This window comes from Aurantimonas sp. Leaf443 (assembly GCF_001425575.1).
Lineage (GTDB): Bacteria > Pseudomonadota > Alphaproteobacteria > Rhizobiales > Rhizobiaceae > Leaf443.
In genome coordinates, this window is the sequence record NZ_LMRD01000011.1 from 143,675 (window position 1) to 169,018 (window position 25,344).

The 25,344-nt window shown below is 70.5% G+C and carries 15 protein-coding genes and 1 tRNA gene; 6 read left to right on the forward strand and 10 right to left on the reverse strand.

Going from position 1 to position 25,344, the window contains the following annotated elements; translation table 11 throughout:
• The first annotated feature begins 47 nt into the window (after positions 1-47).
• Complete coding sequence (locus ASG48_RS16350) at positions 48-3,242, forward strand: tetratricopeptide repeat protein (protein WP_055852289.1); 3,195 nt, start codon at positions 48-50, stop codon at positions 3,240-3,242.
• On the opposite strand, the gene ASG48_RS18870 is transcribed toward ASG48_RS16350, so the two are convergent.
• Complete coding sequence (locus tag ASG48_RS18870) at positions 3,221-4,702, reverse strand: Hint domain-containing protein (protein ID WP_055852290.1); 1,482 nt, start codon at positions 4,700-4,702, stop codon at positions 3,221-3,223. The genes ASG48_RS16350 and ASG48_RS18870 overlap by 22 nt on opposite strands.
• Before the next feature lie 210 nt (positions 4,703-4,912).
• Between ASG48_RS18870 and ASG48_RS16360 the strand changes: the two genes are divergently transcribed.
• A complete protein-coding gene (locus ASG48_RS16360) occupies positions 4,913-7,396 on the forward strand; it encodes a glycosyltransferase (protein WP_055852293.1) in 2,484 nt (827 codons plus the stop codon).
• Positions 7,329-9,752, forward strand: coding sequence for a hypothetical protein (locus ASG48_RS16365; RefSeq protein WP_055852299.1), 2,424 nt, complete (start codon positions 7,329-7,331; stop codon positions 9,750-9,752). The genes ASG48_RS16360 and ASG48_RS16365 overlap by 68 nt, the downstream gene beginning before the upstream one ends.
• A 15-nt stretch (positions 9,753-9,767) precedes the next feature.
• Here ASG48_RS16365 and ASG48_RS16370 read toward each other — a convergent pair whose 3' ends face one another.
• The gene (locus tag ASG48_RS16370; protein WP_244486927.1) at positions 9,768-11,060 is read right to left on the reverse strand and encodes an HlyD family secretion protein; all 1,293 of its coding nucleotides are present in this window, start codon (positions 11,058-11,060) and stop codon (positions 9,768-9,770) included.
• A 2-nt stretch (positions 11,061-11,062) separates the two neighbouring features.
• Positions 11,063-12,724: an MFS transporter gene (locus tag ASG48_RS16375; RefSeq protein ID WP_055852302.1), complete on the reverse strand. Its 1,662-nt coding sequence runs from the start codon at positions 12,722-12,724 to the stop codon at positions 11,063-11,065.
• Between the two features lie 466 nt (positions 12,725-13,190).
• On the opposite strand from ASG48_RS16375, the gene ASG48_RS16380 reads away from it, so the two are divergent.
• The gene (locus ASG48_RS16380; protein WP_055852304.1) at positions 13,191-14,276 is read left to right on the forward strand and encodes an ATP-grasp domain-containing protein; all 1,086 of its coding nucleotides are present in this window, start codon (positions 13,191-13,193) and stop codon (positions 14,274-14,276) included.
• Between the two features lie 144 nt (positions 14,277-14,420).
• Entirely contained in the window at positions 14,421-14,801 is a 381-nt protein-coding gene (locus tag ASG48_RS16385) for a hypothetical protein (protein WP_055852307.1), read from the forward strand.
• A 124-nt stretch (positions 14,802-14,925) separates the two neighbouring features.
• Here ASG48_RS16385 and ASG48_RS16390 read toward each other — a convergent pair whose 3' ends face one another.
• From ASG48_RS16390 to ASG48_RS16420, 7 genes are all read right to left on the reverse strand, one after another.
• Entirely contained in the window at positions 14,926-15,201 is a 276-nt protein-coding gene (locus ASG48_RS16390) for an HU family DNA-binding protein (protein WP_055852309.1), read from the reverse strand.
• Between the two features lie 166 nt (positions 15,202-15,367).
• Positions 15,368-17,788: an endopeptidase La gene (gene lon, locus ASG48_RS16395; protein ID WP_055852312.1), complete on the reverse strand. Its 2,421-nt coding sequence runs from the start codon at positions 17,786-17,788 to the stop codon at positions 15,368-15,370.
• A gap of 243 nt (positions 17,789-18,031) precedes the next feature.
• The gene (gene clpX, locus ASG48_RS16400; RefSeq protein WP_055852315.1) at positions 18,032-19,300 is read right to left on the reverse strand and encodes an ATP-dependent Clp protease ATP-binding subunit ClpX; all 1,269 of its coding nucleotides are present in this window, start codon (positions 19,298-19,300) and stop codon (positions 18,032-18,034) included.
• Between the two features lie 240 nt (positions 19,301-19,540).
• Entirely contained in the window at positions 19,541-20,173 is a 633-nt protein-coding gene (locus ASG48_RS16405; RefSeq protein WP_055852317.1) for an ATP-dependent Clp protease proteolytic subunit, read from the reverse strand.
• A gap of 174 nt (positions 20,174-20,347) precedes the next feature.
• Entirely contained in the window at positions 20,348-22,786 is a 2,439-nt protein-coding gene (locus ASG48_RS16410; protein WP_055852320.1) for a mechanosensitive ion channel domain-containing protein, read from the reverse strand.
• A 164-nt stretch (positions 22,787-22,950) separates the two neighbouring features.
• Entirely contained in the window at positions 22,951-24,312 is a 1,362-nt protein-coding gene (tig, locus tag ASG48_RS16415; protein WP_055852360.1) for a trigger factor, read from the reverse strand.
• 79 nt (positions 24,313-24,391) lie between these two features.
• A tRNA-Leu gene (locus tag ASG48_RS16420) sits at positions 24,392-24,476 on the reverse strand.
• Between the two features lie 427 nt (positions 24,477-24,903).
• Between ASG48_RS16420 and ASG48_RS18050 the strand changes: the two genes are divergently transcribed.
• A complete protein-coding gene (locus ASG48_RS18050) occupies positions 24,904-25,047 on the forward strand; it encodes a DUF1127 domain-containing protein (RefSeq protein WP_082529542.1) in 144 nt (47 codons plus the stop codon).
• Positions 25,048-25,344: the final 297 nt, after the last annotated feature.

Sequence of the window (25,344 nt, forward strand, 5' to 3'; positions counted from 1 at the left end):
TGCCGGCGCTACGTTGGGAGAGGACACCCATCGGACGACGCGCCTTCATGGAGCTCAGACAGGCAACGCCCTTCGAGGAGGAGCGACGCGCGGGCCTCTCCGCCCGCGCCGCGAACCGGCGCGAGGCTGCGCTCGCCCATTTCGAGGCGGCCAGCCGGCAGAACCCGGCCGATCGCTGGACGCGCAACGATGTCGCCCTCGAACTCCTGGCCCTGCATCGCTTCGAGGAGGCGCGCGCCAGGGCGCAGGATCTGGCCGCCGAGGCGCCGGATTTCGCGCCGGCCCGCCGCACGCTGGCGCTGGCCAGCCGGGGGCTCGGGCAGATGGAGGCCGCGCACGCCCATTTCGCCGAGGCCGCCCGCCTCGATCCGCGCGACCTGTGGAACCGGCAGGACGCGGCCGCCTGCCTGAAGGCGGCCGGACGGGTCGACGAGGCGGCGAGCGGGCTCCTGGATCTCGCGCGCGGCACGCCGCTGCCTCACATGCTGCGAAGCCTCGGCGAGATCGCGCGCGACGGCGGGCGGGTACAGGAGGCGCTGCATTTCTTCCAGTCCGCCGCCCGGCTTCTGCCGGCCGATCCCTATTTCTCGCTCGACGTCGCCACCGCCCTGGATGCGGTGGACCGGCCCGACGAGGCGCGGGCGGCCTTCGCGGCGCTGCGCGCGGCCCATCCGCATTTCGTGCCGGGCCTGCGCGCCGAGGCGCAGGCGCTCGCGCGCCGCGGCGACCCTGCGGGAGCCTGCGAGCGTCTGCGCGAGGCCTTGCGGATCGCCCCCGGGGACGGCTCGCTGCGCCTCGCCCATGCCGAGGCGCTCCTGAAGCTCGACCGGTTGGAGGAGGCGCAGACCGCCTATGCCCGCCTGCTCGTCGCCGACCCGGCAATCCTGCGCTGCTATCTCGGCCTGGCGCGCATCGCGCGCGTCCGCGGCCTTCGCGAGGTCGCCCTCGCCCATCTGCGCCATGCCGAGACGCTTCCCGAAGCCCGCGGGAGCGCGGGGCTCGAGATCGCCGCCGAATGGACCGCGCTCGGCCGCATGGAGAGGGCGCGGCGCCTCCTGGAGGAACTCGCCGAGGGGCCGAGAACCGGCGTTGCGGCCCTCGTGGAGCTGGCCTTTCTCCTGCGCCGGCAGGAGGGGCCGGCGGCCGCGCGCGGCTTCGCCGAACGGGCGCTGGCCATCGACCCGGCAAACCCGCGCGCGCTGCTCTTTCTCGCCGACGACCGGCGCGACAGGGGCGCCCTCGACGAGGCGGAAGCGCTCTACGACCGGGCGCTGGACGGCAAGCCGGATTTCGCCTGGGCGCTGATCGGCAAGGCGCATCTGGCGCGGCTGCGGGGCGATGCCCCGGCACGGCTGGCGCTCCTCGAACGCGCCGACGCGCTCGATCCGGACGAGCCCTTCGCGCGGATCGAGCTCGCCCGCGCGCTGCAGGACGAAGGGCGCTGCGACGACGCCTTGCCGCGCCTGCGCGAGATCGCCGAGGGTCCGGCACGCGGTGCGCAGGCGATGATCGAGATTGCCCGGATCTACCGTGCGCGCGGCGACTGGGCGGCGGCGGCAGACGCGTTCGAGCAGGTCGCGCGCCGATGGCCGGACGAGGTCGAGGCGCTGGTGGAATCGGCCGAGGACGCGCTGCGCGCCGGCGCCGCGGCCCGCGCCGACGCGCTTCTCGCCGAGGCCGGAGAACGGGCCCCCGAAGCGCCGGCGTTTCTGGAGGCCCTCGCCCGGCGCGCCATCCTTCGCGACGACCTGGAGGAGGCGCTCTCGTTCTACCGCCGCGCGGAGATCGCGGACCCGTCGCGGCTCTCCTGCCTCCTCGCCGTCGCGCGGCTGGAGACGGTTCTCGGCCGGCCCGAGGCCGCGACGGCGGCGTTCGAGCGCGCGCTCGCGCGGTTCGGCGAACGGCCCGACATCGCGCTGGCCCGTGTCGAGCTGCAGCGCCAGCGCGGCCATGTCGCGCAGACCGCCGAGGCGCTTCGCGCCGCCCGCATCGCCCATCCCCGCCATTTCGGACTCTGGTTCGCCGGCATCACCGCCGCCATCGACGCGGGCGACTTCGAGGCGGCGTCGGCCGCGCTCGATGAGGCTCCGGCGGGCACGGCGCACGAGCGCGCACGCGTCGCCTTCGCGCGCAGCCTTCTTCACGCGGCGCGCTGGGATTTCGGGGCGGCCGTGCTGCACGGCGAGACGGCCCTTGCGGCGCTGCCGGGCGACGGCTGGGTGCGCAACCGCCTCGTTCACGCCGCCCTGCTCGATCTCGATCTCGACCGCGCCGGTCATCACTTGGCGGATCTGGCGCGGCTGGAGGCGGGTGCGAACCGCCTGCGCGGCAAGTCGGCCAACCCCTCGCAAAGCCATTACGGGCAGATCTTCGACGAGTTCCGCCTGGATGCGGAGGCTCTCGCAGCGCTCCGTGGCGTGGCGGACGCCCCGCGCGCGGAGCGACCGGCGGCGGTCGCGGCGGTCGTGCGCGCCTTTCCCGACAACACGGCGGCGGCGATCCGCTTCTTCATCGAGCATCGCATCGCCGGGCGTCTGGCGGACCGTCCATCGGCCGCCCGCGCCGGCGCCCCGATCCCGCCCGCGATCCACCAGTACTGGGACGAGCCGCCGCCCCCCGCCGATCTCCTTGACCTGATCGAAAGCTGGCGGCAGGCGATCCCGGGCGCCGCGCATCGGCTCTGGAACGATGCGGAGGCCCGCCTCTTCCTCGATACGCTCGGCGAACCGGCGATCTCCGCGGCCTACGCGCGTGCCGAGGAGCCGGCGATGAAGGCCGATCTCTTCCGCCTCGCCCTTCTGCGCGAGAGGGGCGGCCTCTATGCCGATGCGGACGACCGCTGCCTCGGCGCCCTCGCGCCCCTCCTGCAGGGCGGCCACGGGCTGGTGGTCTACCAGGAGGATCTGGGCTCGCTCGGCAACAATTTCATCGCCGCCCGGCCGCGCCACCCGGTGATCGTGCGGGCGCTCGACCTCGCCGTCGCGGCGGTGAACCGGGGCGACACGGACATTCTCTGGCTCGCCACCGGCCCCGCCCTCCTGACGCGCGCGGCCGCGGGCCTGATGGCGCAGGATCCGGACCTCCTGGCGGATGTGCTGGTGCTGGAGCGCCACGCCGTCCTGCGGCATGTCGCGATCCACTGTCAGGCGGCCTACAAGGCGACCGAGCGGCATTGGAGCCGCACGGCCTTCGGGCGCGCACGCCCCGCCCGGTCGCCCGCTCAGGCGACTCGCAGCGCCTGAGGCGCGAGGCCGAGCCGTTCGGCGCGCTCGGCGATCCGCCGGCGCAAGGCGGCGGGCACCTGCCGGGCCGACTTGGCGCGCGGCAGCGCCATCTCGGCGCTTGCCGCCGTCTCCTCGGCCAGGGCCTCGCGTTCGGCCCAGTTGTCGAAGGCCAGCCGCTCGGGATTGTCGACGAAGGTCTCGGCCGGCGCGTTCTCCGCAAGGATGAGCGCGTGGTCGAACAGCTCCACGTGATAGTAGACGAGCGTTTCCGGCACATGCGTTTCGCGCGTGATGGACGTGCCGTTCACCAGCGCGCTCGCATGGGCCAGGATGCCGCCGACGAAAAGCGCGTGGTCCGGCGAGACGCGCAGATCGCGGCAGGGCACGCCCTCGTGGAGCGCGCCGGCCCGGATGCGGATCGGAAAGGCGCGCAGCGGATCGGCGAAGCCGGTGGCGAGCGTCTGCACGCCGAGCCAGCGCACCGGCCGGGTTTCCCCGGAGGCGGTGAGAACGAGGTCGCCGGCCTTCAGATCCTCCACCGCCGTCGCGCCGGAGGGCGTCGCGATCGCGGTGCCGGGCATGAAGCAGATCGGATTGACGAAGGACGGGCGTTCGATGGCAGCGGCCGGCTGGGCGCCGCCGGTCGCGTTCGTCACCGCCGCGCCGATGCCGGTGCCGGCGCCCGTGCCGGTCGCGGCGGCTTCCGTGGCCGTGGATGCGACCTTTGCGCCTTGCGACGAGGCTCCCCCGTCTCCGGAAGTCTTGGCCGCGCTCTCCGCCGTCGCGCTGTTGGCCGCGTCCGCGGCGCTCGACCCTGCCGTGGACGTGCTGCCACCGCCGCCGGCGCTCGACCCGCCTGTCTCGCCGGCCGCAGCGTCCGAGGCGCCTTCTTCGGCCGTGCCGCTCGCGCCGCCCTCGCCGCTCGCGCTTCCTTGCGCCGGCGCCTCCGAGGGGGCCGCGCCGGACGAGGGGCCGGAATCCGGACCACCCGCCGCGGGCCCGCCGCCTTCGCGCGGCGCGCCGCCCGCCGGCGCGTCGCGCGCGGCGGTCGAGACCGAAGCGCCCGCGAGGCCGCCGCCCGTCGTGCCGCCGCCCGCGCCGGCGCCCGCCGCCGATTGCGCCGCGCCGCCAGCGGCGCTCGCGGCGCCGGCGGGACCGGACTGCGCGGCACCGCCGGGTGCTGCGGACGGGGCCGCGCCTTCGCCGGCGGAGGCCGCCGCTTCCGCGCTGCCTTGCGCGGCGCCGTCGCCGTTCTCCGCCTTGCCGGAAGTCGCCTTCGGGCCGCTTTCGGCCGCGGCCGAACTCGACATGCCGCTCATCGCGCTCGCCGAGGTCATGCCGCCGGTCATGACGACGCTGGCGGCGCCCGAACCGCCGCCGCCGCCACTGCCGCCACTGCCGCCGCGGTCCTTGGACTCGGACGCGCCGCCGGAGCCGGCGTCGTCGCCGGAGAGATCGTCGTCTTCGCCTGCAGCCATGGCTTTGCCCTTCGACGCTCCGGGCGCACGCCCGCGGGAGCGAGCATGCGGGCGAACGGCCCGTTGCGGCAAGCGCGATCCGAAATCACGGCAAGCAAAGCATGAAGAGGCTCGGACCGAGAAGTCAGTCCGAAGCCAGCAAGCTGCGGGACACTCCGCCATCGCGGTGCAGGTCCCAGACGGCCGCCCGTTCGCTCGTTCGGCAGGATCATGGACGCAAGGCAGGCACGGTTCGGCACGGCACAGGAACGGGACGGCCAGGCCGGCGCCCTCTCCGTCGCCGCGACGCGCCTTCTTCGGGCCGGCGAGCCGCGCCGGGCCTTCGAGCTCGCCGACCGCCGCTGCCGCCTGCCCGAACCGCCGGGGGCGGCGGACCGTGCGGTGCGCGCGCTGGCCGGGCGCCTCTGCGGCTGGCCCTTCTGGCAGGAGGACCTGGCGGCGGCCCGGGAGGCCGATCCTCTGGACCCCGTCGTCAACTCGACGGTCCTGCGTCTCGGCACGGCGGACGAACGCCTGGACGCCGCCCGGCATCTGGTCCTGGCGCCCCATGCCCCGCCCCACGCGGTGCAGGATGCGCTGACGCATCTCTTCTGCGCCGGACTCGTCGCGGCCGTGCGGCTCGATCTCGTCGACAACCGCCTCTCCGGCTGGGTGGCCTGGCATGGCGCGGGCGACGTCACGCTGGAGATCGAGGGTGCGAGCCGTCGCCTTGCGCTGCCGCTCGCCGCACAGGCGGACCTCGACTTCGTGCCCGAGAACGGCCGGGGCGCGATGGTGGAAGCGGTGCTGCCGTTTCAGGAGGCGCGAGGCTTCGCGGTCCGCGGCGCGGGGGAGGTGCTCGCGCAGGGCCCGCTCGTCGCCCGCAGCCGTCGCGGCTCGGGCCCTGCCAAGGGCGAGGCGCCGGGGCAGGTGCCGGAACGGGCGCCCCTCGTCGTCGTGGTGCCGGTCTTCGACGATCTGGAGGCGACGAGCGCCTGCCTGGAAGCGGCCATCGCGCAGACACGCGGGCGTCCCGCCACGCGCCTTATCGTCGTCGACGACGCCTCGCCGAACGCGGCGCTGCGAGACCATCTCGACGATCGGGCCGCGCAGGGCCTCGTGGAACTGCGGCGCAACGCGCATAATCTCGGCTTCGGCGGCGCGGTGCGGCGCGGGCTGGAGGGAACCGGCGGCGCCGACATCCTCCTCCTCAACGCCGACGCGCTCCTGCCTCGGGATGGGCTCGACCGGCTTGCGGACGCGGCCTACGCCGCTCCCGAGATCGGAACCGTGACGCCGCTCTCGAACAACGGCGAATATACGAGCTTTCCCGTCCCCGGCCGCGCCAACGCCGCCCCGTCACCCGAGGAGGCGGCCGCGCTCGATGCGGCGGCCGCCGGCGCGAATGCCGGCCGCCTCGTCGATCTGCCGACCGGCACGGGCTTCTGCCTCTACGTCCGGCACGACTGCCGGGCCGCCGTCGGCGAGATGCCGGGCCTCTTCGGGCGCGGCTATTTCGAGGACATGGAACTCTGCCTCAAGGCCCGCGAGGTCGGCTATCGCAATGTCTGCGCGGGCGGCGTGTTCGTCGCCCATCATGGCTCGCTGTCCTTCGGCGCGGACAAGGCGGCCCTCGTCTCGCGCAACCTGCGCCTTCTGCGCCGGCGCCATCCCGAGACGCTCGCCGACTGCTCCGCCCATGTCGCCGCCGACCCGCTGCGCGAGGCCCGCGCGGCGATCGAGGCGGTCCTGCCGCCGCGCACCGGCGGGCGCCTTCTCGTCGGCCCGCGCAAGAGCGCGCTCCTGGCCTTCCGGCTTGCGGAACTTGGCGGCGACGCGGCGCAGCTGTCCTGGTCCTCGGCCGGCGGCCGGTCGGAGGCGCGGCTACTCGGCCCGGGCGCCCTGGCCCCGCAATCGCTGGTCCTCGACCTCGAACATGGCGCGGCGCTGGCCGAGCGGCTGCGTTCGATGGCGCCGGACGAGATCGAGATCGTCGCCGGCGCCCTGCCGCCCGCCTCGCTCGCCGCCGCCCTCGCGACGATCACGGCGACGCTCAGTCTCGTTCTCGGCGAGGCCCCGCCGATCGGCGATGCGGACCTTCTCGCGCCGGTGGCCCGCTGGCGGGCCGCTCTCGGGCTCCGGCTCCAGCGCCTTCTCGTCTGCGACGGCCAGTCGCTCGAAACACTGGCGCGCGACGCCACGCTCGCGGCGGAGATCGAGATCGTGGATGCGCGCGGCGAGCGCGACGCCGCGCCGGTCGTCACCGCGACCGGCGCGCCCGTCTCGCTCGGGATCGTCTGCCCGACCCCGTCTCCGCAGGGCGACGCCTTCGTCCGCCATCTCGCGAGCGCCCTGCGCCGCGCCCTGCCCGAGGCCCGGCTCGTCGTCCTCGGCGAAAGCTGCGACGCGGTCGCGTCGGCGGGACTCGGCAATGTGGTGGTGACGGGCGCGATTGCGCGGGCGCAGGAGATCGCCATCCTCGGCCTCTTCGGCCTGCGCGCCCTCGCCCTGCCGCCCGCCTCGCCCTGCCTCGCCGAGTTCGAACGCCTCGCCGACAGAAGCGGCCTGCCCCGCGCCGTGGCCGACTGGACCTTCGGCAAGGCTTGCCCGCCATCCCCTTCGACCCTTCACCTGGATCCTCATTGCCGTGACGCAGGAAACGCTTTCGCGATCGCCGATTGGTTCGCTCATCGCATCCAAGCGCCGCCGGCGTGAGGCCGGCGCCGCGCCGGAGACGAAATCACGGCCGCTGACCGCCCTCTCCGGCCTGCAGCTTCGGCTCGCGCGCACGGCGGACGCGACGTTCGAGGGCCACGCCTTCGACCCCGCAGAACCCGAGCGTCGGCTCGTCGTCGAACTCCTCCTCGACGCCGTGCCCGTCGCGCTCGAGCGCTGCGAGCGCTTCGACGACTCGCTCTTCGAGCAGGGTCCCGGCGACGGGTGCCACGGGTTCCGCTTCGCGCTGCATCCCGATCTCGTGGCGGGCGCGCGTCTGGCGAGCGTCGAGATCGCAAACCTGCCCGGCGGCCCGCGCCGGAGCGTGGACCTTCTGGATGCGCCGTTCGAGCCGTCTCCCTCGCCGGCCGGTGGCGTTGAATGGCTCGGCGGACTGAGGCTCGGGGGCTGGGTGAGGCGCCCGGCGGACGGCGCGACGCCGCTCGTCGAGGCCTATGTCGACGGCGAACGGGTCGCCTTCGCCCGCGCCGACCGCTGGCGCGAGATCGGCGACGGAGCGGCGCCGCGCGTCGAGCCGGCCTTCCTTCTCACCCTGCCGCGCTTTCTCGCCGATGGAAGCGCGCGCCACGTCGAACTGCGTCACTGCGGGCGGCAGCTGCCCGGAAGTCCCGTCGCGCTCGTCGCCTTCGCCGATGCGCTGGAAGCCGACCTCCTCTCGCGCGCCGACCTTCGCGACGAGGCGGCACGCGGGCAGCTTTTCGACCTCGCCTGCCCCGACGCGGTGCCCTTCGAGCGCTTCGCCTCCTTCGATGCGCGCTTCTTTCCCGTCTCCGCCACCCAGCGCCTCGGCAAGCCCGTGGCGCTCGCAGTGATCGGCGAGGAGACGCGCGGGCGCGAGACGCTCGCCGGCCCCGCGCTGAAGGCGGACGGATCGTGGACCGGCGCCACGCTCTCCAGCGAAGACGGACCGACCTCCTTCGGCGCCAACGATCTCGTGCGGTTCCTGGAAGGAGCCGGCGCGCCGAGCCCGGTCGTCGTCTTCCTCGCCGCCGGCGCCGCGCTGCGTCCGGGCGCGCTCGCCCGTCTCGCCTCCGCTCTCGAGAACGACCCGGCGGCGGACATCGCCTATGGCGACCTCCTCCTGCGGATGGAGGACGGCACGCTGCACCCTCTCATGCTCCCGGCCTTCGACGAGGAGCGCTTCCTCGAACAGGGCTCTGCGGCCCTCGCCTTCGCCATGCGCCGGGGCGCGGCGCTGAAGGCGGCCCGCCGGGGCGTGACCGAACTCTTCCGGCTGTTCCTCGCGCCGCTGGAGAACGGCGCCGGCCGGGGCACGCATCTGCATGTGCCGGGCGCGGGCATCGTCCTGGCCGCGCCCGATCCGGCCGTGCTCGGTCCGGTGCTGCAGGCGGCGACGCTCGCCCATTTCGCCGAACGCGGCATCCGCGCCGACGTGGACTTGCGAGCCGAGGCGGTGCTGCCGGCCGTTCGCATGCGCCGGCGCATGGCCGCGCGACCGGCGACGACGATCGTCGTCGACGCGTGCGGCCCGGACGGGCCGGCCGAGATCGGGCCCTGCCTCGAAGCTCTCGAGGCGACGCGCATGCGCACCGGCGCCGGCATCCTTCTCGTCACCGCGCCCCTGTCCGAGGAGCGCCGCCGCGCCTTCGAGCTCGACGGCGTTCCCGTCCTCGAAGCCCTGCCGCGCGAGAGCCGCGCCGCACGCCTGGGGCGGGCGGCCGAGCGGGCCGAGACGCCGCAGCTCTGCTTCCTCGACCCCGGCCTGCGCCCGCTGGCGCCGGACTGGCTCGACGAGCTGACCGGGCGCCTCGCCGAACCGCTGACAGGCGCGGTCGGACCGACCATCCATTCCGCGGGCGGCCTCGTCGCGCAGGCCGGCCTCGTGCTGCGTCCCGCCGGCCGCCACGCCCGCGCCTTTCTCGACCGCCGGGCGGAGGATGCCGGATACGGCGATGTCCTGCGGGTCGCGCGCCAGGTCTCGGCCCTGTCCGGCGCCTGCCTCCTGACGACGCGAACGGCGTTCCTTGCGGCGGGCGGCTTCGACCCGCAGCTCTTCCCCGAGGATGGCGGGGACATCGACTTCTGCCTGAAGCTGCGGGCCCTCGGCCGCCGGCTCGTCGTCACGCCCGACGCGTGTCTGGAGCGGGCGGGCAGCGCTGTCCGGCCCGAGGGCGAGCCCCGACGCCGGCTGCGCGAGCGGGCCGAGCGGCTGCTCTTCGCGCGCTGGCCGGAGGCCTTCGCCTGCGACCCCTTCTACAACCCCCAGCTCGACCGCGGCCCCGTGCCTTATTCGGGACTCGCCTGGCCGCCCGGCGCCATCCGCGCCCGCAGGCCGACCGTCGCCCAGCCCCGGCACCTGCCGCCGGGCTGGTGACCGGAGCCGCGACCCTCAGGGTCCGAGAAGATCGCGCAGGACGGGCAGGTCGCGCAGGGCGCGGACCCAGCCGGCCGGCGCGGGCGCGGCACCGCTCGTGTCCACATGCGTTACCACCGAGAGGCCCGGCCGCAGGCGGTCCGCACCGGGCTGGTCCGCCTCCAGCGCGATGCGGATCGGCAGCCGCTGGACGACCTTGGTGAAGTTGCCGCTGGCATTGTCGGGCCGCAACACGCTGAATTCCGACCCGGTCGCGGGCGCGATCTCGACCACGCGGCCGCGGAACACCGTGCCGCCGAGAGCGTCCACGCTGACGCGGGCCGGCTGGCCGACGGCGACGTAGCGCGTCAGCGTCTCCTTGAAATTGGCGATCACCCAGAGCGTGTCGGGCACGAGGAACATCAGCTGCGATCCCGCCGTCACGTATTGGCCGGGCCGCACGGAGGCCTCGCCCACCTGGCCCGCGCGCGGCGAGTGCACGATCGTGTTGTCGAGATTGATGCGGGCGAGATCGACCTGCGCCTGAGCGGTCCGCACGCTCGCCTCAAGGCCCCGCTTGGAGACCTCCGTGGCGCGCAGCGTCTGCTCGGCGATGTTGATCGCCGCCTCCGCCCGGCGGATACCGGCCTGCGCGGTGCGCAGCGTCGCCAGAACCTGATCGGTCTCCGATTCCGGCTTGAGGCCTCGGCCGGTCAGCGAGCGGGCCCGTTCCGCCTCGGCCTGCGCGCGCGCGAGCTCGGCCTCGGCCTGGAAGAGATCGGCCTTGCGCGCGCCGATCTCGGCCTCGTTCTGCGCCCGCGTCTGGTCGGCGTTGAGAAGCGTCGCCTCGGCCTGCGCGCGCTGCGCCTCGGCCTGTTCCAGCTGCTGGCGATAGATGCGGTCGTCGATCTTCACCAGCGGGTCGCCGGCAGAGACGCGCTGGAAGTCGCGCACGAGAACGTCCGTCACGTAGCCGCTGACCTGCGGCGCCATCACGGTGATCTGGCCGCGCACGTAGCTGTCTTCCGTGGAGACGATCGCGGTCGCGAACGGCCCGAGGCGCCAGGCATAGAGGATGAGGAGGACGCCGGCCAAGGCCACGAAGAGCATCGCGACGACCGTGCCGGGCTTCGGGCGCAGCTTCTTCGGCGTCTCCGCCACCGGCGCGGCGCGGGCGGGCCCTGTCGCGGGCTCCGGCTGGCGGGCTTCCGGGGGCGAGGCGTCCGTCGCCTGATCGGCGGAGCGGGCGATCTGCGCGCTCGTCTCGGCATCGCTGGGGATGGGCGTGCCGGCTTGCGCCCGGTCGCTCCCGGAGCGGATCGTATCCACGGTCAGGACACTCCCTTTGCGGTGAAGGTGGCGGCGAGGATCGACTTCGCCAGCCTGCGGGCCGGCGGCGTCTGCGTCAGCGACCAGACGAGAAACACGAGGGCGATGACGAGGTTCAGCCAGACGACGTCGTTATAGGCGCGCACGTTCGCTTCGCGCGTCACCGCCTGCGACAGCTGCGCGACGCCCTGCGCGCGCAGGCGCACCGGATCGGTGATGAGCGCGGCATAGGGCTGGGCCTGCTGCTGGATGCGCCTTGCCACGGCCGCGTCGGTCGGGTCGACATCGGCGACGAGCAGGGCGGAATATTCGTGCTCGCGATATTGCTGGAACGTGGCGAAGGCGGCCGGGCCGGCGAGCCCGCCGATGCTCTGGGTGAGCGAGAAGACGACGATAAGCGTGATGACGTAGTCGGTGCCGCGCGCCAGGACCGGCGTCATGCCGAGGACGAGAAGCGGGCCGAGAAACATGCCGGCGGCCGTCGACACCAGGAACTGGCTGACGAAGAGATCGTGCGGCCGCGTGAGGTTCGACGCGTCGAGATCCATGCTGCTGCCGACGATCACGAGGACGATCGAGGTCAGGATCAGCGGCACGAGGCGCCTGGGCGAGAACAGGGCGGCGGACAGGGCCGCGCCGAGGACCGTTCCGGCCAGGATGACGGCATAGAGCGGGCGCAACTGGTCCGGCCCCATGCCGAGCGTGCGCAGGAGCCCCGTCGCGGCATAGGTCTGCTCGGAGAGGATGAAGCGCAGGCCCAGCGCGCCGAGCGCGAAGCGGATCGCCTCCCGGGCGCCGAGCCAGCGCGTCTGGATCAGCGGATTGGCGCGATGATGCTCGAGGAAGAAGGCGGCAAGCAGCAGCAGGAGCGCCGCGATCAACGCCTGCGCCATCCAGGGCTGATCCGGCCACCATTGCGTGCGCCCCTGGCCGAGCACCGCGCAGACGAGCGCGAAGGCCGGCGCCATCAGGAGAAAGGTCAGGAGATCGAGCGGCTCGAACACCTTGATGCGCAGACCCGGCGGCAGCTTCAGCACCACCACGGCCGCCATGGAGACGAGCGCCATGCCGAGCTCGAAGAGATAGAGCCCGCGCCAGTCGCCGATGTCGAGAAGCGGCGGCGAGACGAGCCAGGCGATCGGGACGGCGAATTGCGACAGGGCGAAGCCGAGGCTGAGCCCGGCGCCGATGCGGCGCTTCGGAAAGGCCTGCATCATGTAGTAGAGGCCGAGCGAACTCATCGGCGCGGCCGCAAACCCGCTCACCGCCCGGGCGAAGACGGCCGTCGCATAGTCGTTGGCCAGGACATGCACCAGCGTGACCAGCACATAGGCGAGGATGCCGATCTCGGCGAAGCGCCGGATGCCGAATTGCTGGCGTGCCTTCACGAGGAGAAGGTTCGCCGACACGTTGAACATGACATAGGCCGCCGGCAGCCACGCCCCCTCCACCGGCGTCAGCCCCAGCTGTCCCTGGATCTGCGGAAGGTTGGCGGTGACGAGCGCGTTGCCGAGCCCGCCGGTGATGCCGACGAGCACGCCGACGGCGGCATAGGCGAGGCGCACGGGCGGGCGGTGGTAGGGCGTGCCCGGCGAGCCCGGAAGGGTCGGCCGTTCCTCCGCCGTCCAGTTCGGCGGCGGCTCCAGATAATGCGGCTCGCGCATCGCGCTCAGGCGTCCGTCCGGCCGCGGCAGGCCGCGCTGGACGTCGGGACCGCAACCGCTGCGGGACCGATCCCCCGCAAAGCGGGCGTCAGGACAGCCGCACGCCGCCGCGTCGCCCCGTCGGTCGGCGCGGCCGGCATCGGCAGTTCGGTCCGGTCGAGACCAGAGGCGCGGATTGGAGCAGGCATCGGCGAGAAGTGCGCCTCGCCGCCGGATTGTCAAACGCCTCGGGATGCAGGACTGACCTGCGCGAGCGGCGGGGCTCAGCGAGCGGTGTCGGGTCCCCTTCCTTCCCACGGGGCATCGGAAAGACCGGTCGTCGCAAATGACGTACCACTTGAGGACCGCCGCCCCTGCGCGCGGAACGCGTCGCGGGGCGCTAGACTCCGCGTCGCATCCGGATGGAGTCAGACCGGATCCGGCACGGCCGTGGCCCAAAGCACATGCTCCGAGCGGACAGAACGCAATGGAAACCGCCCTCGTCCTCAGCGCCGGCTTTCGGCTGCAGTATCGCACGCTGCAATGCTGCGCCCCGCTGTTCCGCGCGGTCCACGTCTTCGGCACGAGCGCGGCGCGCGACCTCTCCCGTTCGCGGCTCTGCACGCAGTTCCACGAGCGGCCGGACCCCTCCGGCAAGGCCTTCGGCGGGCGGGCGGACGTGGCGGCGGTCCAGGCGCTGCTGGCGTCGCAGCGCATCGACTATCTGATCCCGAGCGACGCCGAGACGACGCGCTTTCTCGCCGAGCACCGGACCGCCTTCGATGCCAAATGCTATCCGGTGCCCGCCGTCGTCGCCTTCGATCAACTCGACGACAAATGGCGCTTCGCGCAGTTGTGCGGGCGGATCGGCGTCCCCCATCCCGAAACGCGGCTCTGCGCCACTTCGGACGACGTCCGCTCGGCCCTCGCCGCGGCGGAGGCCGGTGCGGTCTTCGTCGTCAAGCCCTTGGCGCTCTGGGGCAGTTCCGGGGTCGTGAAGGTCACGGCGGCCGACGCGGCGGCCGTGCTCGCCGGGGTCGCCTATGCGCCGCTCCTCCTGCAACGCTACGTGCCCGGCCCCGAATTCACCACCGTCGTGCTCTGCAAGGGCGGGCGCGTGAAACGCGCGGCGCACTATCGGCGACGGGGCTCCAGCGTCGAGTTCATCGACGAGTCCGAAGCCACGCGCCTTGCCGAGATCGTCGCCTCGCATCTGCGGATCGACGGGATCCTCGTCTTCGACATCAAACGCGACCCGCGGGGGGCGCTCCAGGTCCTCGAATGCAATCCGCGCTTCTGGTACCGGATGGACGTCGCGTTGCGGGCCGGCGTCAACTTCGTCGAACTCGGCCTCTGGCCGCGCCGCTTCCGGCGCACGGCGCGCAGTCCCGTCCGGCTCGAGCGCCTCGACGGGCTGCGCACGGTCCTGTCGCGCCGTCTGCGCGGCCAGCCCGCGCGGTTCGGCGACGACGCGCTGCTTTCGGCCGTGGCCCGCGACCCGCTCGTCTACGCGCTGATGGCGGCAAGCCGCCTCCTTCCGTCCCGGCGCGCCGCAGGCGGCCAGCAGCTCTGATTCTGGACACGCCTGCCTGCGGAACTCGGCCGGAGCTCGCTTGATCTCGATCAAGGCCCTTTCGGCCGCCCCGCCTATGGTGCGCGGATCGCCTGCCGGCCTTCGTGACGAAGCCCGGCGGACCGGACACGCAAGGAGACCTTCATGCAGACCGATACGACGCCCCCCGGCACCGACTTCGTCTCGCCCGCTCTCGCCGCCGGCCAGAAGGCGATCTTCGCCGCCGCGCGGTTTCAGGAGAACTTTCTGACCACGCTGTTCCGCCAGCAGGCCGAGAGCCTGTCCTTCCTGCAGCATCGCTACGAACAGGGCGTCAAGCTGCTGAACGATCTCACCCAGTCGCCCGGCGGCCCCGACGCGATCGACGTCTGCTCCGCCTATGCGGAGACCGCCATGTCCGACTATGCCCGGGAGACCGGCAAGCTCGCCTTCTTCACGGCGGGCCGGCAGCCCGCGAACGGCGCGCAACCGGGCGAGGCGACGGCCCCCGACGGCGAGGCCGGGCCCCAGCCTAGCGACGCCTGAGGCGGGAGACCGGACATGCGAAAGGGCGGATCGTCACCGACCCGCCCTTTCGGAATGTCAAAACGAGGCGGGAGACGAGGGCCGAGCCCTGCGCCTCCCGATGCCTCGAACAGGCCGGAACGGCCTACTTGTTGACAGCGTCCTTGAGGACCTTGCCGGCCGCGAACTTCGGCACGTTGCGCGCCGGGATGTCCACTTCGGCGCCCGTCGAAGGATTGCGCCCCTTCGAGGCGGCACGGTGCGAGACGGAGAACGTGCCGAAGCCGACGAGACGGATCTCCTCACCCTTGGCCATGGACTCCTGCAGAGCCTCGAACACGGCGTCGACGGCCGAATTCGCATCCTGCTTGGAGAGCTTGCTCTTGTCCGCCACCGCAGCAATCAGTTCATTCTTGTTCACGGATGATCCTCCTGTTCTTGCATCGGTCGGCCCGATTCCAAAGGTCCGCAAGGACATTTGCGGAAGCGGCCCGGATCGGCAACGCCAAAATGCCGGATTTCCGGGGCTAGACCGAAAAAAAGGCCGCCCCGAGGGGCGGCCCTGTTACTTGATGACAACTGTGCGTTCAGTGCGCCACAGCGGTTGCACCATCCTCGACCGTCTGGTGGCCCTTCAGAGGCTCGTCCTCCTCCGACCATTCGACGGGCGTCGGCTGGCGCACCAGCGCGTGCTGGAGCACCTCGCCCATCCGCGAGACCGGCACGATCTCAAGCGCGTTCTTCACGTTGTCGGGGATGTCCACCAGGTCCTTGGCGTTCTCCTCCGGGATCAGCACCTTCCGGATACCGCCGCGCAGGGCTGCGAGCAGCTTCTCCTTCAGGCCGCCGATCGGCAGCACGCGTCCGCGCAGGGTGATCTCGCCGGTCATGGCGATGTCGCGGCGCACGGGGATGCCCGTGAGCACCGAGACGATGGCGGTCGCCATCGCCGTGCCAGCGGACGGACCGTCCTTGGGCGTGGCGCCTTCCGGCACGTGCACGTGGATGTCGCGCTTCTCGAAGAGCGGCGGCTTGATGCCGTAGTCGAGGGCCCGGTAGCGCACGTAGGACGCGGCGGCCGAGATCGACTCCTTCATCACCTCCTTGAGATTGCCCGTCACCGTCATCTTGCCCTTGCCGGGCATCATGACGCCTTCGATCGTAAGCAGTTCGCCCCCGACCTCGGTCCAGGCCAGCCCGGTGACGACGCCGACCTGATCGTCGGACTCCGCCTCGCCGTAGCGATAGCGCGGCACGCCGAGCGACTCCTCGAGATTGGCCGCCGTCACCGCGACGGTGGTGGCCTCGCCCTTCAGGATCTTCGTCACCGCCTTGCGCGCGATCTTCATCAGCTCGCGCTCGTAGGAGCGCACGCCCGCCTCGCGGGTGTAGCGCCGGGCGATCTCACGCAGCGCGTCCTCGGCGACGGAGAACTCCTCCGGCTTCAGCGCGTGGTCGCGGATGGCCTTCGGCAGAAGGTGCCGCTTGGCGATCTCGACCTTCTCGTCCTCGGTATAGCCGGCGATCCGGATGATCTCCATGCGGTCCATCAGCGGCCCGGGGATGTTCAGCGTGTTGGCCGTCGTCACGAACATCACCGACGAGAGGTCGTACTCGACCTCCAGATAGTGATCCATGAAGGTCGAGTTCTGCTCGGGATCGAGCACTTCCAGCAGCGCCGAGGACGGGTCGCCGCGGAAGTCCATGCCCATCTTGTCGATCTCGTCGAACAGGAAGAGCGGGTTGGAGCGCTTGGCCTTCTTCATCGACTGGATGACCTTGCCGGGCATCGAGCCGATATAGGTGCGCCGGTGACCGCGGATCTCGGCCTCGTCGCGCACGCCGCCGAGCGCCATGCGCACGTATTCGCGGCCCGTCGCCTTGGCGATGGACTTGGCGAGCGAGGTCTTGCCAACGCCGGGAGGGCCGACGAGGCACAGGATCGGGCCCTTGATCTTCGACTGCCGGCTCTGCACCGCCAGATACTCGACGATCCGCTCCTTCACCTTCTCCAGGCCGTAATGGTCGTGGTCGAGGATCTCCTCGGCCTTCTTCAGGTCGATCTTCACCTTCGACTTCACGCCCCAGGGCAGGCCGAGCAGCCAGTCCATGTAGTTGCGCACGACCGTCGCCTCGGCCGACATCGGGCTCATCTGCCGCAGCTTCTTCAGCTCGGCCGTCGCCTTCTCGCGGCCCTCCTTGGAGAGCTTGGTCTTCTTGATGCGCTCCTCGATCTCCGCGACCTCGTCGCGGCCTTCCTCGCCGTCGCCGAGCTCCTTCTGGATCGCCTTCATCTGCTCGTTAAGGTAGTATTCCCGCTGCGTCTTCTCCATCTGGCGCTTCACGCGCGAGCGGATGCGCTTCTCCACCTGGAGAACGGAAATCTCGGACTCCATGAAGCCGAGCGCCCGCTCGAGCCGCTCGCGCACGCTGATCGTGGCGAGCATCTCCTGCTTCTCGGGAATCTTGATCGCGAGATGCGAGGCGACGGTGTCGGCGAGCTTGGAATAGTCGTCGATCTGGGACGCGGCGCCGACGACCTCGGGCGAGATCTTCTTGTTCAGCTTCACGTAATTCTCGAACTCGGCGACGACGGAGCGCGCCAGAGCCTCGACCTCGACGGGGTCGTCCTCGGTCTCTTCGACGATGCTCGCATGGGCCTCGTGCCAGTCCGAGCGCTCGGTGAAGCTCTCGATCTCGGCGCGCGCCACGCCCTCGACGAGAACCTTCACCGTGCCGTCGGGCAGCTTGAGGAGCTGCAGGACGTTGGCGACGGTGCCGAGCTCGAAGATGGCGTCGGGCGTCGGGTCCTCGTCGCCGGCATTCTTCTGCGTCGCAAGCAGGATCTGCTTGTCGGCGCCCATCACTTCCTCGAGGGCCCTGATCGACTTCTCGCGACCCACGAAGAGCGGGACGATCATGTGCGGGAACACGACGATGTCGCGCAGGGGCAGGACGGGATAGAGCGCCGCCCCCTCGCCCGCGGACCGTTCCGGGAATGTGGACATGGCAGTTTCCTTTCTACGGCTCGTGGCCGTCACAGGCCGTCGAGGCGGGCCCGGTGCGGCACCCGGCGCGACGCCGTTAAGCTCTCGTCATATGGGCAGCGCCGGAGAGCGCTTCCAGTGCGGGCGGCAACCTGTCGCCCGTGATTGGCCGGGACGGCGCAGAGGCCGAAAAAAACCCGCCCCGACGGGGCGCCGGGACGGGTCGGATGGGGTCGTCACGAAGAGACCACCGGCCGAGAGCCGTCAGGCGCTCACGTTCTCTTTCTCGTCCTTGCGCTCGGCATAGATGTAGAGCGGCCGCGCGCGGCCCTCGATCACGTCCTCGGAGATCACGACCTCCTGGACGCCTTCCAGCGTCGGCAGGTCGAACATCGTGTCGAGCAGCATCGCCTCCATGATGGAGCGAAGGCCGCGCGCGCCGGTCTTGCGCTCGATCGCCTTGCGGGCGATCGCCTTCAGCGCGTCCTCGTGGAAGGACAGCTCGACATTCTCCATCTCGAAGAGACGCTGATACTGCTTCACCAGCGCGTTCTTCGGCTGCACCAGGATCTGCACCAGCGCGATCTCGTCGAGATCCTCGAGCGTCGCCAGCACCGGCAGACGGCCGACGAATTCGGGGATGAGACCGAACTTCAGGAGATCCTCGGGCTCGACCTGACGGAACAGCTCGCCCGTGCGGCGATCGTCCGGACCGGCGACATTGGCCGCGAAGCCGATCGAGGTCTTGCGGCCGCGGTCGGAGATGATCTTGTCGAGGCCCGCGAAGGCGCCGCCGCAGATGAAGAGGATATTGGCGGTGTCGACCTGCAGGAACTCCTGCTGGGGATGCTTGCGCCCGCCCTGCGGCGGCACGGAGGCGACGGTGCCTTCCATGATCTTCAGAAGCGCCTGCTGCACGCCCTCGCCCGACACGTCGCGGGTGATCGACGGGTTGTCGGACTTGCGGGAGATCTTGTCGATCTCGTCGATATAGACGATGCCGCGCTGCGCCCGCTCGACATTGTAGTCCGCCGACTGCAGGAGCTTGAGGATGATGTTCTCGACGTCCTCGCCGACATAGCCGGCCTCGGTCAGCGTCGTGGCGTCGGCCATGGTGAAGGGCACGTCGAGGATGCGGGCGAGCGTCTGCGCGAGCAGCGTCTTGCCGCAACCGGTCGGACCGATCAGCAGGATGTTGGACTTGGCCAGCTCGACGTCGTTGTTCTTGGCCGCGTGCGCGAGGCGCTTGTAGTGGTTGTGCACGGCCACCGACAGCACCTTCTTGGCGAAGGACTGACCGATCACGTAGTCGTCGAGGACCGCGATGATCTCCTGCGGCGTCGGCACGCCTTCGCGGGACTTCACCATCGAGGATTTGTTTTCCTCGCGGATGATGTCCATGCACAGTTCGACGCACTCGTCGCAGATGAAAACCGTGGGCCCGGCGATCAGCTTGCGGACTTCGTGCTGGCTCTTTCCGCAGAAAGAGCAATAGAGCGTGTTCTTGGAATCGCCACCGCTCGTTTTGCTCATCCGAATTTCCTTCCGATCCAGTACCTGGTCAGGATCCCGCTTCCGTCCGTGAAAAACGCCCACCGAGCGTAACGATAATCCGCAGCGAACACAAAGCAAGCGGCCTCTTGAAGCGGTAACGCGGCGCCTGCCCATGACGGTTCGATGTCTCTACGCATCAAACCTGCGAAAGCTTGAGCCGCCCTTAACCGGGAACCGAATTCAGGTCCCCGATCGTGGCAGGCCCAAGGCGAGAGGGCCTCAGGCCGAGACCGGCTTCTCCAGAGCTTCGCGCGAGGAATAGACCTTGTCGATCAATCCGAAGGCCTGCGCCTCGTCCGAGGTCATGAAGTGGTCACGATCGAGCGTGCGGTCAATGGTCTCGTAGTCCTGGCCGGTGTGCTGGACATAGACCTCGTTGAGGCGGCGCTTCAGCTTGATGATGTCCTGCGCGTGGCGCTCGATGTCCGAGGCCTGGCCGGAGAAGCCGCCCGAGGGCTGGTGCACCATGATGCGGGCGTTGGGCGTAGCGAAGCGCATGTCCTTCTGGCCGGCGCAGAGCAGCAGCGAGCCCATCGAGGCGGCCTGTCCTATGCAGAGCGTGGACACGGCGGGGCGGATGAACTGCATCGTGTCGTAGATGGCCATGCCGCTCGTTACCACGCCGCCGGGCGAGTTGATGTAGAGGGCGATCTCCTTCTTGGGGTTCTCGGCCTCCAGGAACAGGAGCTGGGCGCAGACGAGCGTCGCCATGGAGTCCTCGATCGGACCGGTGATGAAGATCACCCGCTCCTTCAGGAGGCGCGAAAAGATGTCGTAGGCGCGCTCGCCACGATTGGTCTGCTCGACGACCATCGGCACGAGGTTCATCGCGGTTTCGACGGGGTGCTTCATCGGTTCGTCATCTCGTTCTTCGGCCCGTCGATGCCGGCGCCGCGAATCGGCATCCGGCCCGGGAATCGGGTCTTCGTATCCTGAGGTCCGTAGATAGGCCTTCCGCCTTGCGCGATGCAAGGTCGGGCGCGGCGCCATGCCGCGACCGCGCGGCTCGCATAGGGGGTCGAGCGCTCACGTGCGCCCTGCGGCGTCCGGCCCGTCCTCCGCCTCGTCGAGGTCGGACCTGCTGGGCGGGATGAGGCGTCCGCGCGCGTCGAGGAGACCGAAGTCCTCTCCGGCCCCAGGCGCTCCCGGCGCCGCGGGGCCACGGGGCGGCAGCCCGGCGGGTGCCGTCTGCGGCGCCGGCGCGGGGGACGGCACGGCCGCCGGCTCGGGCGGCGTCAGATGGATCGGCGGGGCGTTGCCGCGCTTGTCCTCGCCGAACCAGACGGTCATGTGCGGGAAGGGCAGCTCGATGCCGCGCTCGTCGCTCATCCGCTTGACGATCTCGCGATAGGCGCGGCCCACCGCCCATTGCGTGCTCGGCTTGGTCATCATGCGGCCGCGCACGATGATCGCCGAGTTCGCCAGTTCCTGCACGCCCCAGAGGTCGAACTCGCCGATGATGTTCTGCCCGACCTCCGTGGCGCGGAGCTCGTCGAAGGCCTCGCGCATCATCACCTTCACCTCGTCGATGCTCTCGCGATAGGCCACGGCGACGTCGGCGACGTAATAGGCGAAGTCCTTGGAGAAATTGGCGACCCGGTCGACCGAGGAGAAGGGGATGAGATACCAGGTGCCTTCCACGGTGCGCAGGCCGACCGAGCGCACCGTCAGCTGCTCCACCGTCCCCGAAATGCCGTTCAGCTCCACGATGTCGCCCTCGTTCATGGCGTTCTGGATCTGGATGAAGGCGCCTGTGATGATGTCCTGCACCAGTTTCTGCGAGCCGAAGCCGACGGCGAGACCGATGACGCCGGCGCCGGCGAGAAGCGGCGCGATATTGATGCCGATCTGCGAGAGGACGAGCATGGACACAACCACGATCATGGCGATGGTGAAGGCGTTGCGGAAAAGGGAGAGTAGAGTGCGCTCGCGCGAGGTCGGCACGCGGCCGAACTTCGGGTTCAGGCGATATTCCACCCAGGAGGAGATCGCGACGTAGACGGCGAAGCCGATGGCGACGACGATCATCGCGCCGATGAGGCCGCCCACCCAGCGCTGTCCGCGCTCGGTCGCCATCCAGTCCGAGACCGAAACGAGGCTCCAGGCCTCGAGGGTCGTCGCGATCACCGCGAGGATGACGAGCACCCGCGCGACGGTGAGCGCGCTCGGGATGAAGCCGTTGAGCCGCCGCTCGAAGAGCGGAAGGCGCTCCTTCACGCTGTCGGGCACCTTCACGCCGCGCACGATCAGACGCGCGAGGATGGAGGCGACGAGGCCGCCGAGCGCCATGGCGCCGACCGTCTTCAGGGTCGCCAGCGTCATGAAGGCGAGCCCGTCCTCCGGACTGCGCAGCCAGACGAGATAGAGGGCGGCGACGAAGAGCGCCGCGAGCGCCCACCAGATCTGGCCGATGAAGGCGTGGACGCGGGCGCGAAGGCTCGTGTCGCCGTTGCGCTTGGCGCGTTTGAGCCTCTCGCGCACGATGCCGCGATTCCTGAGGATCAGGCCGATCGCCAGAAGCGCGCAGGCCGTGACCACGAAGAAACGGACGGCGTCGGCGGCGCGCGGCGAGGAGCTCTGCTGGACGAGCGGCGCCACGAACATGAACGTGTAGCCGAGCACCGAGATGACGCGGGAGAACCAAAAGAACCAGTAGCGGGCGTGGCGGTCGCTGAAGGGCGTCATCCGCAGGGCCGGCCGCGTCGGCGAGGCGAAGGCGCGCAGCACGATCTTGGCCGATTCGATCGCCAGGAACGCGTTGAGGAAAAGAAGCTGGTTCAGCGTGGGGCGCGCGTCGAAGGCCGCGACGGCGACGACATAGCCGACGAGCGCGGCGCCCGCCACGGCGAGCGTGTCGATCAGCGTCGCCAGCGCCAGGAGCAGCAGCTTGGAGATCGGGCCCGCCCTCTCGGCGCGTCGCGAGAGGCGCGCGATGGGGCCGCGCTTGAGGAGGCTGGCCAGAGCGAGCGCCGCGAAGACGGAAGCGGCCACCAGCGCCACGGGGGCGACGGTCTGCAGAAGGTTCGGAAGGTCGAGGCTCTCCGCGCCGGAGGCCAGATCCACCGCCGCCATGAGACTGTCGGCGATGCCCTTCGAGGTCTCGATCGCCCCGTCGATCACCATCTGCATGGAGGCGGCGATGCGGCCGGCGAGCGTCTCCGCCAGCGCCTCGCCCGGCATCGCCGCCTCCCCCTCGCCGCTGGCCTGCTCCGGCGCCTTGTAGGCCGAGGCCTTCAACGATTCGACGAGCTTCTGCCGCGTCGCGTCGTTCTCGAGGATGCGGATGAGATCGTCGAGGCTGGCGGTATCGGCCTCGGCCTCCGCGCCTTGGGAAGCGGCGGGCTTCGAGACGGCGCCCGGCAGGGAGGCGGGCGAAGACCCGGTGCCCTGCGCGCCCGCGGCGAGCGTCGCGAGAAGGAGGAAGCCGGCGACGAAGGCCGCCAGCCGCTGGACATATCGTGTCATGGCATTCCGAACCGTGTGATCCTTCGCGCCTCTCCCCGGTGCGTGTCGGGAGGCGCGCCCGAACGCTCGGCGAACCGTCGGGCAAGCGAAGGATGTGGCAGGGGCGCCAAAGAAAAAGGGCCGGCTAGCACCGACCCTTTCCAAGGCTCCGGTGATCGCGTCGATCAGGAAGCGAGGACGGCCTCGTCCTCGTCGTCGCCTTCCATCAGCTCTTCCTTCGTCACCGGCTTGTCGGTCACGTCGGCATTGGCGAGGAGGTGGTCGACGACCTTCTCCTCATAGAGCGGGGCGCGCAGGCTGGCGAGCGCTTCCGGATTGGAGCGGTAGAACTCGTAGATCTGCTGCTCCTGGCCGGGATAGCGGCGGATCTGCTCGAAGAGCGCGCGCTGCATGTCGTCGTCGGAGATCTGGACGCCGGCCTTCTCGCCGATCTCGGACAGGACGAGGCCCAGGCGCACGCGGCGCTCGGCGAGGCGGCGATATTCCTCGCGCGCCTTCTCCTCGGTCGTGTCCTCGTCCTCGAAGGTCTTGCCCGAGCGCGTCAGCTCGCTCTGGACCTGGTTCCAGATGTTGCCGAACTCGGCCTCGACGAGCTTCTCGGGCAGGTCGAAGCTGTAGTCCTTGTCCAGCGCGTCGAGCAGCTGGCGCTTGACCTTCTGGCGGGTGGCGAGGCCGAACTGGCTCTCCAGCTGCTCGCGCACGACCGTGCGCAGGCGCTCCAGCGATTCGAGGCCGAGCTTTTTGGCGAGCTCGTCGTCGATCTCCAGCGATTCGGGCGCGAGCACCGCCTTCACCTTCACTTCGAAGCTGGCCGCCTTGCCGGCGAGATGGGCAGCGCCGTAATCCTCGGGGAAGCTGACCTCGACGGTCTTCTCCTCACCGGCCGAGACGCCGACGAGCTGCTCCTCGAAGCCGGGGATGAACTGCTTGGAGCCGAGCACGAGGTCGCTGTCCGTCGCCGAACCGCCCTCGAAGGCCTCGCCGTCGACCTTGCCGACGAAGTCCATCGTCACCTTGTCGCCGTCGGCCGCCGCGCCGTCCTTGGGCGCGTAGGTGCGGGCGCTGCCGGCGATGCGCTCGACCTGCTCGTTCACTTCCTCTTCCGAGATCTCGACGACCGGGCGCTCGATCTTGATGCCGCTCGTCTCCTTGAGCTCGAAGCTCGGGAGCGTCTCGTAGGAAAGGGTGAAGGCGAAGTCGGTCTCGCCGCGCAGAACCTTCTCGGCCTCGGCCTCGTTCTCGCTCATGGCGATCTCGGGCTGCATGGCGGAGCGCTCGTTGCGCTCGGCGATCACGTTGCGCGGGGTCTCGTTGATGATCTGGTTGACGATCTCGGCCATCATCGAGCGGCCGTACATCTTGCGAAGATGGCCCATCGGAACCTTGCCGGCCCGGAAACCCTTCAGCTGCACGCGATCCTTCGCTTCGTGAAGCCGCGTCTGAAGACGCGCCTCGAGGTCGGATGCGGGAACGACTATCTGCAGCTCGCGCTTCAGGCCCTCGGCCTTGGTCTCCGTTACCTGCATGCTCATACCTTCGATCTGTCCGCGGTCGCTCCAGTCCGGATGGCCGGAGCGCCGTCGATGTTTTCGTTATGCGCGACGATGGTGCGGGTGGAGGGACTTGAACCCCCATGCCTCACGGCGCTTGGACCTAAACCAAGTGCGTCTGCCAATTCCGCCACACCCGCTTTACTGCGACCACGCAAGGGCGCCGCGAAGCGCGTCTCTATATCACCGGCCCCTGGGGCGCGAAAGAGCCAATCCGGGCCTTCGAGAGCGTGAATCGCGGGCGCTCGCCACCGGTCGGACGCCGCTCGTCCGGCACACCAGACCGGCGCACCGCGCCCCAATCATCAACTTCGCTGACGTATTGCCTTGCGCGAGCCATGCGGCAACGGCGGCCGGACGCCCTGCCACGCCACGGTCGAATTTCGTTAAGGTATTGTTTCTCTTCGCGATAACGGCGTCGATGTTGCGATGCACAATGCGCATCGCAGCTATGCAGAACGACCTCTGGTGAGGACGGGGAGCAGGACCTAATTTCTGGACAACGAAAACGACTGAAGCAGCCACCGAGGCTCGCTTCAATCGGTTGAAAGAGGGACCACGAGGGTCATGAACATCGTCCGCAGCTACAACAACTGGCGCCGTTTCCGCGAGACCTGCAGCGAGCTGAACCGCCTGTCGCAGCGCGAGCTCGCCGACCTCGGCATCGCCCGCACCGACATCCCGACGGTCGCCCGCCGCTCGATCGGCTGAACCATTCGAATTCCACCGGACCATCCTCCTCCCAAAGGTCCGGTGGGTGGAAGCCCACGCTTCTCCTCCCAATCGCGTGGGCTCTCGAAAGCCGCCCGTCGGGTCCTTTCCCCGACGGGCGCCCAGAGATTGCAGAGCTTCGCAGCGGCTCCTCCTCCCAATCGCCGCTGTGGATCAGACCCGCACCTCCTCCTCCCAATCGGTGCGGGTTGTCTTAGACGCTCGCCGGGTCCTCCCCCGGCGAGCGCAAGGTTCCAGAGCTTCGCCGAGCCATCCTCCTCCCAAAGGCTCCGGCGG

Coding starts and splice junctions, on each gene's coding strand:
- ASG48_RS16350 (WP_055852289.1), top strand. CDS start 48: ATGGAGCTCAGACAGGCAACGCCCTTCGAGGAGGAGCGACGCGCGGGC.
- tig (WP_055852360.1), bottom strand. CDS start 24,312: ATGCAGGTAACGGAGACCAAGGCCGAGGGCCTGAAGCGCGAGCTGCAG.
- ASG48_RS16405 (WP_055852317.1), bottom strand. CDS start 20,173: ATGAAGCACCCCGTCGAAACCGCGATGAACCTCGTGCCGATGGTCGTC.
- clpX (WP_055852315.1), bottom strand. CDS start 19,300: ATGAGCAAAACGAGCGGTGGCGATTCCAAGAACACGCTCTATTGCTCT.
- ASG48_RS16375 (WP_055852302.1), bottom strand. CDS start 12,724: ATGCGCGAGCCGCATTATCTGGAGCCGCCGCCGAACTGGACGGCGGAG.
- ASG48_RS16360 (WP_055852293.1), top strand. CDS start 4,913: ATGGACGCAAGGCAGGCACGGTTCGGCACGGCACAGGAACGGGACGGC.
- ASG48_RS16385 (WP_055852307.1), top strand. CDS start 14,421: ATGCAGACCGATACGACGCCCCCCGGCACCGACTTCGTCTCGCCCGCT.
- ASG48_RS16380 (WP_055852304.1), top strand. CDS start 13,191: ATGGAAACCGCCCTCGTCCTCAGCGCCGGCTTTCGGCTGCAGTATCGC.
- ASG48_RS16410 (WP_055852320.1), bottom strand. CDS start 22,786: ATGACACGATATGTCCAGCGGCTGGCGGCCTTCGTCGCCGGCTTCCTC.
- ASG48_RS18870 (WP_055852290.1), bottom strand. CDS start 4,702: ATGGCTGCAGGCGAAGACGACGATCTCTCCGGCGACGACGCCGGCTCC.
- lon (WP_055852312.1), bottom strand. CDS start 17,788: ATGTCCACATTCCCGGAACGGTCCGCGGGCGAGGGGGCGGCGCTCTAT.
- ASG48_RS18050 (WP_082529542.1), top strand. CDS start 24,904: ATGAACATCGTCCGCAGCTACAACAACTGGCGCCGTTTCCGCGAGACC.